This is a genomic window from Frankia sp. AgKG'84/4 (assembly GCF_023242965.2).
GTDB lineage: Bacteria > Actinomycetota > Actinomycetes > Frankiales > Frankiaceae > Frankia.
In genome coordinates this window covers 1-8,779 of sequence record NZ_JALKFU020000193.1, presented here as the reverse complement: position 1 = coordinate 8,779, position 8,779 = coordinate 1, and the positions used below count along the sequence as shown (strand labels likewise).

Sequence of the window (8,779 nt, the reverse complement as noted above, 5' to 3'; positions counted from 1 at the left end):
CGCCACTGGTGGCCGGGCGGGCAGCGTGCGCGGCGGCGCGGACGATCACGGTGGTATGGGAGCCGACGCGGTGCCGGCTGCTCCTCGCCCGGCCGAGCGGCACGCGGACCGAAATGATCACCTGGACGGACGGGCGGGTGTTCGCCTTCGGGACCGAACTCGACCAGATTCGTGCCGCCGGACCGGTGGCCGGCCTTGGCGGTGGATCGCGTCCACGATGGCTGGCCCGCGGCGAGGTCCTGGCGGTGCGGGTTCCAGCCCGGCGCCGCAGTCAACGACTCGTGGTGGTGCCCTCGCGGGCCACCACGGGCCTGGCACGCGACGCCGCCCCCTGCCAGTGAGCCGGGGGCGCCAGGGTTCGACCTGACCCGTCGGTGGCCCCGCGCTGCGGACCCCGCCGCCGAGCGGTCAGCGGGCGGTCGCCTCCGCGGAGCCCCCGGTGGTGGCGGGCCGGGCTGGGCCGACGGTGCCCGTCGGGGTCGTCAGGAACTGCGCGCGGATCTGGCCGCTGACCCAGCGTTCCGCCACGAACGAGAGGAACGGGATGGTCCCGGCGAGCATGACCAGGACCATCCGCGGCAGCGGCAGGCGCGTGCGGCTGGCCAGGTCGAACGTGGCGGCCAGGTAGACGACGTACAGCACGCCGTGGACCGGGCCGACCGCGGCGACGACGGAGCTGTTGTCGCCGGCGTACTTCAGCGGCATACCGATGCAGACCAGGACGATCAGCCCCACGCCGACGAGGTAGGCGATGGCGCGGTACCGCACGAGGGCGGCGCGGATCGCCGGTGCGGCGCAGCGTCCCCCGGCGGCGCGGGAGGGGGCGGGCAGATCCGTCATCAGCGGGCTCCGTTGATGTGCTTCGGGGTAGCGGTCCGGCTCGGGCGCTCGGCCCGAGCCGGATCGTCAACCTGGTTCGGATGGTCGTGCTGGTCGTGCTGGTCGTGCTGGTCAAGGTGGTCGTGCTGGTCAAGGTGGTCGAGCTGGTTGGACGGGGCGATCTGCCGCGCGTCGGGCCGGCGGGCGTTCTCGAGCTGCGCGGGGGTGAACTGACGCAGGGCGTCGCGCAGCGCGTCGCGCTCGTAGAGCGCGGCGAGGTAGCGGTTGTAGGCGTCGACCTCCTCGTCCGGCTCGCAGGTGTCGCCCGCGGTCAGCATTCTGGGTCCGCCGGAATCGGGCTGCCAGGACGTCTCGGGCGCGATCCGGCCACCGACCCCCCACTGCGGGGCATTCGGATCCCTCGGCGCCAGGTCCTCCTTCATCATCTTGACCCACCAGAAGACGACGAAGGCGGCGAAGATCGGCCACTCGACCCCGTAGAAGAGGTTCTGCAGCGTGCCCTGGGCGGATTCGCCCTTGGACAGCTGCCAGATCCCCATCCGGATGAACACGGCGATCAGGGCGAGCGCGAGCAGATGACGCGCGATCCACGAGGGTGCAAACAACAGCCGGCGCACACCGTCGACGCTACCTCTCGGGTTCCCCTCGGCGTACGGGCCGGTGCGTTCCCTGGCTGGTAGGTCACATCGTCAACGGTCCACCTGGCCGCAGGGATGACCGGGGCCGGCCGGCCTTGGCCAGGCCGGCCGGCCCCGGATCGCAGTGCGGCCCGTCCGCCCGGCTGGGGGGGGTTAGCCGGGACGGTCGGGCCGGAACGCCCGCCGGACCTCCTGGCGCGGGGGCCGGGAGAGCATTCACCAGGACAGTCGTCCGGGAGGTCCGTTTGGTTGCCGTCGTCGACGACATTTTTCATCTTTTTTCCGGACCTGTTCTATCCACAGGTCCTCCCAACAAAGGGGTAGGGACTCGGTGGGCGGCGTCCTGGCCGCCCGGCCCGGACGGCTCCCACGGCCCGCCGGCCGCTTCAGGCCAATCCCTGGCTCGGACGGGTCAGCGCAGGACGGCTGCCGCGAGTGTCCACGGCGCCGAACCCACGCCGGCGATCGACACGGTGGTCAAGCCGATCCCGGCCGGCAGGGTGAGCCTGATCAGCGCATCGGAGGAGCCGTCGGCCTGTGGCTCCGGCAGCCCCACCACGAAGGACCGGGAGTCCTTGACCGACCCCACCGTGATCCGCACCTGTCCCGACGGTGAACCCAGATAGATCTCCAGCGAGCGGGATCCCAGCACGTAGGTCGTCAACGTCGCGGTGCCGCGGACCGAGAGCCGATCGGTCTTGTTGACACCGAACGGCGCCGGGAAGCCGCCGATCCAGTCGAACCCCGAGGCCGACCCGACGGGCGTGCCGACCACGAGGGCCTTCAGCAGCGGGATCGGCAGCGCCGCCCGGGCCTGTACGCCTTCCCAACCGCCACCGAAGAGCATCCAGTCCGCGGACGCGGCGGAGAGCTGGACGCGCGAACCGGCCGGGAAGCGGTCGGCCGTCGCGGTGTAGATGCCGGTCTGGGCCGGGGTGAGGATGCGCGCCGCGTCGGCGGCCGGGGCGTCGGGACGCGTGGCGTCGGCCGGTCGGGATCCCGTGGTGCCTGGTGCGATCGACGACTTCGGCAGCGGCGCGGACGACCGGTCGGACGCCTCGCCAGCGGGGGGGACAGCGGGCGAGGCCGACGGGGTGGTGGGCGGGGCGCCGGTGGCTGTGGTCGACGTCCAGGCCGACGAGCTCGGATGGGGCGGGGCGGTGACCGTGCTGGTCGAGGGATCGAGCGAGTCCGAGCCCGGCAGACCGAACAGGGTCAGGGCGGATGCCATCGTCAGGCCCAGGACCGCGACGATCGCGCTGACGAACCCGCGGCGACGTCCGTGGATGCCCGGCCGGGACCCGGCGGCCCGCGGCCGGCGGCTCTGCTGAGGACCGCGGTGGCGCGCCCGCTGCCCGCCGTCCGTCGCGTACAGCGGCGCCGGTGAGCCGGCGGTGGCCGGGTAGTCGGTCGTCGTCCAGTCGCCGACCGGCAGCGGATCAACTGGCTCATCCTGATCGTCGGAGCCGAACCGCACGGCCCGCAGGACCCGTCCGCGTCGGGCCAGCGTGTCGGCGGTATCCGCCGGGCCGTCGAGGTCGGGTTCCGGCCGGTCCGCGCCGCTGGACCGGCCGATCTCGGCCAGCTGGTCGGCCACCACCGGGTCCAGGTCGTCGTGGTCATCGACGTTGATCGGGCGGGTGTGGCGTGCCATGACGACCGTCGCGAACTCCAGCCGGTCGCGTGCTGAGGAGGCTACCGACACGGGCGCGGGGCTCTCGGTGCCGTCATACGGGGTGAACACGTCCGGCGCGGGGAAGGGCCCGAGGTAAGGCCCGTAGCCGGTCGCAGCGGCGATCCGGCGGCGGATGTGGTCCGAGTCGGGCCGGTGGCGGCCCATCTCGACGCCGAGCAGACCGCGCAGCTCCGCGGGGAAGGCCGGGCCGGCGGTGTTCCGGTCGGCGCGCCGGGCGTCGGAGCTCGGGTGTGCTCCGGCCGGCAGTCGCTGGTCGGAGCCTTCGAACTCCGACGTGCCCGGGGCCATCTAGGCCTCGCCGACCCGCCACAGCGGCCCCCGCGGGCGGGTGAACGTGGACAGACCGGGGCCGCCGGGCTGGCCGCTCTCCTGCGCGGCGCCGGAGCGCGGCGGGCCGGGCCTCGCGGCAGTCACCACCCGGGAGGCATCCGGACGGCCCGTCTGGCCGCCGCGGGCAGCACCACGGTTCTCGGTCACGCCCGGGGTCACCTCCTCCGTCGTCGACTCGGCCGGCGGCAGGGCACCGCCGAGCAGGATCCGCTCCAGATCGGCGACGCCGCGAGCAGTCTGGCTTTTTACGGTTCCCACGGAGATCCCCAGCGTGCGAGCTACGTCACCCTCGGACAGATCAAAGGCGTACCGCAGCACCACGCAGGCCCGTTTCCCCGGCGGCAGCGTCATGAGGGCGGTCCGCAGGTCCACGACGGCCGGCACGTCGGGCACCGGCGCGGACCGCTCGGCCCGCTGGCCGAGGGCGAGCAGCCCACGGCGTTCCCGCACCACCTTGCGGACACGATCGGCCGCGAGGTTCGCGACGATGCGGCGTACATAGGCCAACGGCAGGTCCGCTGAGCGCACGCGGTCCCAGTGCGTCCAGGCCGCGGTGAGCGCGTCGGCGGTGATGTCGTCGGCGGCGTCGTGATCGCCGATCAGCAGGTAGGCGAAGCGACTGAGCTCTCGATGGTGTCGTTCGAAGAAGGCACGGAACTCCGCGTGTCTGTGGGGATGTTCGTGTTCGTCATCGGTCGCGACCGCTTCCACTGGCACGCTCCCCGGGCGCGTCCAGGCCGGCGCATCCCCGGGGCCGGCCAGACAGTCGATGCTGTGGTGGTCTGTTGCTGATTGCAGAGAACCTTGAGTTCAGGGTGATGTGGGACTGACGCTAGCGGTTGTACCTGGTGTTGGGAGTGGCCCTTTGGTGGTGATCGATGGCCGTGCTGTAAATACGGTGATACAGGTTTGGGACCTCGAAGCGTCTGTAATCCATGGTGCGATCGCGCCGCTGCCAGTCGGTGGCGGAAACGCCCAGGTCACGGCCCCGGCTGACGGTGGCGCCCGGGAAGTGTCGCGCTGGGACGGTGGTCTGCCCGAGTTCCGTCGGTGACCATCCCGCCCTTTTTGTGTAGGCGGAGATGTGGTGACCCCCGGCGTGGTGCCCCCGGTGGGCCGCTGGCTGGCCAGGGGCTCGACCCGCCGATTCGGGGCGGCCGCGGACCCGCGCCGGTCGCCGGCCGACATGGGATGCTGTGGCGATGTTTCCGCGGCGCCGTCTGCCGGGTACGGCGGGTTCTATGTCCAGCCCGTTCCCCCCGTCCAACCCGCAGAGTGCGCACGCGGCGGCGTCCGCGGGGATCCGTCCGCACCGCCCGGACTCCCCGCCGCCACCCCTCGACCCCGACGCGCCGATCCCGGACGATCCGGGACCGCTGCTTCCCGACACCCCCGATCTGCCCCCGGCCCCGCACGAGCCGTCGCCCTACACCGAACCCGCGCCGGACGCGCCGGCAGAACCGGAACCCGAGCCGGTCTGAACCGGCGGTTCGGGCGAGCCGGACGGCAGCTGTGACGAAGGAGCCCACCGTGGCCCAGCTCGGCCTGACCTCCGACGAACTGCTGACCACCACCCGTAGCGTGCGCCGCCGGCTCGACCTCGACCGCCCGGTCGAGCCGGAGATCATCGAGGACTGCCTGCGGATCGCGCTGCAGGCCCCGTCCGGCTCCAACGCGCAGGGCTGGCACTGGATCGTGGTGACCGATCCGACGCTGCGCGCCGGGATCGCCGAGTGCTACCGGCGCGCGGCGCTGCCCTACCTCGACTCCCGCGAGGTCGAGCTGAAGGCCGTCGACGGTCCGCACGCGGCCGCGCACCAGCGGGTCACCGACTCGGCCCGCTACCTCACCGACAACATGCACCGGGTGCCGGTGCTCGTGCTGGGCTGCCTGGCCGGGGATGTCGAGCAGATCCCCGCCGCCTACCAGGCCGGGTACTGGGGCTCGCTGTTCCCGGCGGCCTGGAGTTTCATGCTCGCGCTGCGGGCGCGGGGCCTGGGCAGCGCCTGGACGACCCTGCACCTGCAGTACGCCGCCGAGGTCGCCGAGCTGCTCGGCATCCCGGCGGGCTACAGCCAGGGCGTCCTGCTGCCCGTCGCCTACACCCTGGGGACGGACTTCCGCCCCGCCCGGCGGGAACCACTGGAGACCGTCCTGCACCGCGACCGCTGGTAGGCCGTAGCCCGCGGACCCGAGCCCGCGCCGCGGATCGGCACGGGTCGCGGCGGCGCGCCTGCGCGACCCCACGGGATAGCGTGGACGGGTGCTCGCGGTGACGGTGTCGGCCCCTGGCGGGCCCGAGGTCATGTCCTGGACGACCGTGGCGGATCCGCCCCCACCCGGGCCCGGGGAGGTCGCCATCGACGTGGTCGCCACGGCGGTCAACCGTGCCGATCTGCTCCAGCGCCAGGGCTTCTACCCGCCGCCGCCCGGCGCCTCGGAGATTCTCGGGTTGGAGTGCGCCGGCACGGTCGCCGCCGTCGGGGCCGGTGTCATCGGGCTGGAGCCCGGCGCGCTGGTGTGTGCCCTGCTCAGCGGTGGCGGCTACGCGGCCCGGGTGAACGTGCCGGCGGCCCAGGTGCTGCCGGTTCCGGCGGGGGTCGATCTCGTCGAGGCCGCGGCCCTGCCCGAGGTCGCCTGCACCGTCCATTCGACCGTCTTCGGTATCGGCGGCCTGCGTGACGGCGAGGTCTTCTGCGTGCACGGCGGCGCGTCCGGCATCGGCACCTTCGCCATCCAGGCGGTCCGCGCGCTGCGGCCGGCCGCGGTCATCGCCACCACCGCCGGCTCCGCGGCGAAGCTCGCCCGGGTCCGCGAACTCGGCGCCGACGTCGCCGTGTCCTACCGGGACGAGGACTTCGTCGAGGTCATCCGCACGGCCACCGACGGGCACGGCGCGGACGTGATCCTCGACATCATGGGAGCCGCCTACCTGCCCCGCAACGTCGAGCTGCTGGCCGTCGGCGGCCGGCTCGTCATCATCGGCCTGCAGGGCGGCGTGAAGGGCGAGCTCAACCTGGCGACCCTGCTCGGCAAGCGGGCCGCGGTGCACGCCGCGTCGCTGCGGGCGCGGTCGCTTGCCGAGAAGGCCGCGATCGTCGCGGCGGTGCGCGCCGAGGTGTGGCCGGCGGTCGAACGCGGCGCGATCCGACCGGTGATCGACCGGATCCTGCCGATCACCGAGGTGGTGGCGGCCCATCAGCACCTCGCTGACCTCGGACATGTCGGCAAGGTGGTCCTCACCGTGCCGGCGTGACCGCCGGCGCCCACCTGCCACGCCGGCCGACGGTCTGCGGACCCGCGCGGTCTGACGGTGGCCGAGGGGGCAGGATAGGAGACATGACGGATCAACCGGAACCCCGTGTCGTGGTCGTCGGGCCCGACGGTGCGCTGCACGAGGCCGTGCAGGCGCCCCGCCACCTCGACGGGACGGGCCTGCCGAGCGCCGAGGCGGACGGGCAGGCGCCCGCGGACGGCAACCCCATCGCCGATCTCGTGTCCCAGCCCGACAAGGTGATGCGCATCGGAACCATGATCAAGCAGCTGTTGGAGGAGGTCCGCGCGGCCCCGCTGGACGAGGCCAGCCGGGTGCGGCTGCGCGACATCCACCGCAGCTCGATCCGCGAGCTCTCCGAAGGGCTGGCGCCGGAGCTGCGCGCTGAGCTGGATCGGCTCTCGCTGCCGCTCGACGAGCAGAGCACCCCGTCCGACGCCGAGCTGCGGATCGCCCAGGCGCAGCTCGTCGGCTGGCTCGAAGGTCTGTTCCACGGCCTGCAGACCGCCCTGCTCGCGCAGCAGATGGCCGCCCGCTCGCAGCTCGAGGAGATGCGCCGCCGGGCCCTGCCCAGCGGGCAGGGACAGCAGCCCGGCGGCGAGACGTTCGGCCGCGGCGCCTACCTCTGAATCCACGCCCCTCTGAATCCATGCCGGAGGCCACCCGCCGCCGGCGGGTGGACCCCTCGGGATCAGTTCGCCGGGCTGACCGAACTCATATTGAAGTCGGCGACCCGCATCGGTGGCATCCGGGCGAGCGTGAACCAGTCCGCCCACTCCCGGGGCATCGTGCGGATCGCCGCGCCGATCTCACTCGTGCGGCCGAGCATGTCCACCGGGGACTCGTTGAACCGGAAGTTGTTCACCGCCCCGGTGACCTCGCCGTTCTCGACCAGGTAGACGCCGTCGCGGGTCAGCCCGGTGAGCAGCAGCACCTCCGGGTCGACCTCGCGGATGTACCAGAGGCTGGTCAGCAGCAGTCCGCGCGAGGTTGAAGCGATCATGTCTTCCAGCGACGCGGCGCCGCCGCCGTCAAGGATCAGGTTCTCGATCATCGGGGTGACCGGGCCGCCCGCGGCGCGGGCCGACGCGCGGGTCTGCACGAGTGACGCGAGCCTGCCATCGCTGATCCAGTCGGTGGCGCCGAGCGCCATGCCGTTGTCGAACACGCTCGATGTCGACGACGAGGCGGCGGCGGTCACGAACGGGGTCGCCGCCAGCTCGGCGTCCGCGGGATCGCTGAACAGCCGCAGCCTCGCCGGCCCGAGCGCCTCACCGAGGCGGGTCCCGCCGCCGGCCCGGCTGAACACGGTGCGGCCCTCGGCCGCGTCCCGGCCGGCGGCGGACCAGTAGAGGTTCACCATCAGATCGGCCACCGCGGACGGCGGCAGCAGCGTCTCGTAACGTCCCGCCGGCAGGTCGAGGGACCGTTCGCACCAGGCGAGCCGGGACCGCAGCAGCGCGTCCGTGGCCGCGACGTCCACGTCGGTGAAATCACGGGTGGACTGCCCGTGCCACACCGACCCGCCGGGGGCCGGGCTCTTCGCGTTCCACTCGACGCTGCCGGTGGGCTGGCTGTGCCGCAGCCGCAGGCCGGTCGACGTGCCGAGCCAGGTGGTGGTGATCGTGTGCTCGGCGAAGCCGAACATGCGCCGGCTCTCGGCGCGCGCCGCCGCGAACGCCTCGGCGAGATCGCGGGCGAACCCGGTGAACACCGCGGTGCCCGTGCGGACCGCCGGGTCGGTGAAGGCCCCCTGGGCGGTGGATCCCCCGGCGGTCGCCGGGCCCAGCAGGTCGGCGTAGTCCTCGGCGTCCGCCGCCTCCCTCGCGGCCTCCTCGGCGGCACGGACGAGCTCGGTCAGGCCGTCGGCATCGGCCGGGTGCGCACGCTCGCCGGGGCGGGCCGGGGGGGCGGGGCCCCCCCCCCCCTCCAGACCGCCTCCCCCCCCCGCCCCCGCCACCCACCCGCCCAGCCCCATATCAGTGACCCACCCCTCCCGGC

General features: G+C 73.4%; 9 protein-coding genes and 1 pseudogene. 5 read left to right on the top strand and 5 right to left on the bottom strand.

Annotated features, from left to right (window positions below; translation table 11 throughout):
• Window positions 1–341: pseudogene (locus MXD58_RS13735) on the top strand (hypothetical protein); the annotation flags it as partial.
• A 67-nt stretch (window positions 342–408) separates the two neighbouring features.
• On the opposite strand, the gene MXD58_RS13730 reads toward MXD58_RS13735, so the two are convergent.
• From MXD58_RS13730 to MXD58_RS13715, 4 genes are all read right to left on the bottom strand, one after another.
• The gene (locus MXD58_RS13730; protein WP_248838228.1) at window positions 409–840 is read right to left on the bottom strand and encodes a DUF3817 domain-containing protein; all 432 of its coding nucleotides are present in this window, start codon (window positions 838–840) and stop codon (window positions 409–411) included.
• Complete coding sequence (locus tag MXD58_RS13725; RefSeq protein ID WP_248838227.1) at window positions 840–1,445, bottom strand: hypothetical protein; 606 nt, start codon at window positions 1,443–1,445, stop codon at window positions 840–842. The genes MXD58_RS13730 and MXD58_RS13725 overlap by 1 nt, the downstream gene beginning before the upstream one ends.
• A gap of 445 nt (window positions 1,446–1,890) precedes the next feature.
• Window positions 1,891–3,462 (bottom strand): hypothetical protein, encoded by a 1,572-nt coding sequence (locus MXD58_RS13720; protein ID WP_248838226.1) that lies wholly within the window; start codon window positions 3,460–3,462, stop codon window positions 1,891–1,893.
• Window positions 3,463–4,215 (bottom strand): SigE family RNA polymerase sigma factor, encoded by a 753-nt coding sequence (locus MXD58_RS13715; RefSeq protein ID WP_248838225.1) that lies wholly within the window; start codon window positions 4,213–4,215, stop codon window positions 3,463–3,465.
• Between the two features lie 530 nt (window positions 4,216–4,745).
• Here MXD58_RS13715 and MXD58_RS13710 point away from each other — a divergent pair.
• The 4 genes from MXD58_RS13710 to MXD58_RS13695 all read left to right on the top strand — a co-directional run bounded on the left by MXD58_RS13710 (window position 4,746) and on the right by MXD58_RS13695 (window position 7,407).
• Entirely contained in the window at window positions 4,746–4,985 is a 240-nt protein-coding gene (locus MXD58_RS13710; protein WP_248838224.1) for a hypothetical protein, read from the top strand.
• A gap of 49 nt (window positions 4,986–5,034) precedes the next feature.
• A complete protein-coding gene (locus tag MXD58_RS13705; protein ID WP_248838223.1) occupies window positions 5,035–5,679 on the top strand; it encodes a nitroreductase family protein in 645 nt (214 codons plus the stop codon).
• 97 nt (window positions 5,680–5,776) lie between these two features.
• On the top strand, window positions 5,777–6,760 hold the full coding sequence (locus tag MXD58_RS13700) for an NAD(P)H-quinone oxidoreductase (RefSeq protein ID WP_250609373.1): 984 nt from the start codon (window positions 5,777–5,779) through the stop codon (window positions 6,758–6,760).
• Between the two features lie 83 nt (window positions 6,761–6,843).
• On the top strand, window positions 6,844–7,407 hold the full coding sequence (locus MXD58_RS13695) for a bacterial proteasome activator family protein (RefSeq protein ID WP_248838221.1): 564 nt from the start codon (window positions 6,844–6,846) through the stop codon (window positions 7,405–7,407).
• A 62-nt stretch (window positions 7,408–7,469) separates the two neighbouring features.
• Here the strand turns inward: MXD58_RS13695 and MXD58_RS13690 are convergent.
• The coding region (locus tag MXD58_RS13690) for a metallopeptidase TldD-related protein (RefSeq protein WP_250609372.1) at window positions 7,470–8,779 on the bottom strand (1,310 nt) is incomplete at its 5' end.

Excerpts from the sequence above, each read along its gene's own strand:
- MXD58_RS13695 (WP_248838221.1), top strand. The coding sequence starts at position 6,844 with ATGACGGATCAACCGGAACCCCGTGTCGTGGTCGTCGGGCCCGACGGT.
- MXD58_RS13730 (WP_248838228.1), bottom strand. The coding sequence starts at position 840 with ATGACGGATCTGCCCGCCCCCTCCCGCGCCGCCGGGGGACGCTGCGCC.
- MXD58_RS13710 (WP_248838224.1), top strand. The coding sequence starts at position 4,746 with ATGTCCAGCCCGTTCCCCCCGTCCAACCCGCAGAGTGCGCACGCGGCG.
- MXD58_RS13720 (WP_248838226.1), bottom strand. The coding sequence starts at position 3,462 with ATGGCCCCGGGCACGTCGGAGTTCGAAGGCTCCGACCAGCGACTGCCG.